The following is a 1329-nucleotide window of genomic DNA, read 5'->3' as shown; positions in this document are numbered from 1 at the left end:
GCCGTTTCCTCCATCGTATCAGATCCGTGTGTCACGACAATTCCATCAACATCCTTAGAAGCTAATAGTGTATTAATCCGCTTCGCTAACTTTAACAAAATACTGTTATCTATATTTTGACTTCCGATATTTACGACCTGTTCTCCGCTTACATTCGCTATTTTTTTCAACTGAGGAACAGCTTTGATAATTGTTTTAATGTTAAGAGCTCCTGATTCATATCCAGTTGTGTCTGTGCTGCTTTCAGAAGAGCCTGCAATCGTACCTCCAGTGGCCAAAATCTTTATATTAGGCTGCTCTTCTTTCACTGAATGTTTTACAGTCATTTTAGAATCATTTACCGATGCATTGACCAATGATAAAGGTCCCGAAAATAAGATAACGCTTGATAAAAAGGTGATGCCTATTATTTTTTTCAGTTTCATCTTTATTTAGCTCCTTTTGTTGAAAATACATGTAATGGTATTATGGATGATTTAATTTTAAAATATCCAATCATTTGTCCATACGAAGAATAAATAGATAAATGAATTATTTTTATAAGCTACTTTACTACCAAACGGATTATAAGAACGGGAAACCCATAATGAAAAATGTGCAAACCATTTAAATATGTTAAGATTGATTTCATCATTTACATAACTTATAGAAGAAGCTCGTCAAAAAGAAGCCTTTGCTATGATTAGCAAAGGCTTCTTTTTGACAAGAATTATGATGAATATGACTAGCTTAAAAGAAATGCACCCAATACTGCTTTTTTTATTTCTATCTGTCAATATTAGGGGTCCTAAAAGCTAACTCACAGTAGAAGAGAACTCAAAAATATACAGTTCTTTTTCTTCATATTAGTATGTTAGCAGTGGAAGAACAAATAAATTATTTGTTCTCTTTGTACCTGAAGTTTCCTCCTAATGGGAAGGGTACGTCTATTTATGATATAACCGACATAAAAAAATGCTTAGTACTTTGATTCAATATCACTCCTGCAAAAGCTTATTTACTGCATCTTTTAACTTTCCATAAGTTTTCAATTTGCTCATATCTATTCCTAATTGAACAGCAGTTAAGGCTATTTCCGGACGGATACCTGTGATAGTTGTATCAATGCCAAGTAGGTCCAACATCTTTATAACCTGAAATAATTCATTGGTCATCATAGTATCAATCGAAGGTGCACCTGATAAGTCAATAATTAAGCAAGACAGATTTAGCTCTTTTGCTTGCAGCATAACTTTCTTTGCAAAATCACTATTTTTATAATCATCAACCTGACCAATTAGAGGCAGCACACCCACTGTATCGGAAATACTGATGACAGGCGTGCTAAGC

General features: G+C 33.6%; 2 protein-coding genes. Both read right to left on the bottom strand.

What is annotated here, in order from left to right:
• Positions 1-425 (bottom strand): asparaginase domain-containing protein (locus AC1DRF_RS28075; RefSeq protein WP_477742320.1); only part of this gene is annotated, 425 nt, incomplete at its 3' end.
• Between the two features lie 552 nt (positions 426-977).
• The coding region (locus tag AC1DRF_RS28070) for an STAS domain-containing protein (protein WP_477742319.1) at positions 978-1329 on the bottom strand (352 nt) is incomplete at its 5' end.

This window comes from Priestia sp. P5_B4 (assembly GCF_056400385.1).
The sequence above is the reverse complement of the archived record's forward strand: the minus strand, read 5'-3'. Positions and strand labels throughout refer to the sequence as shown.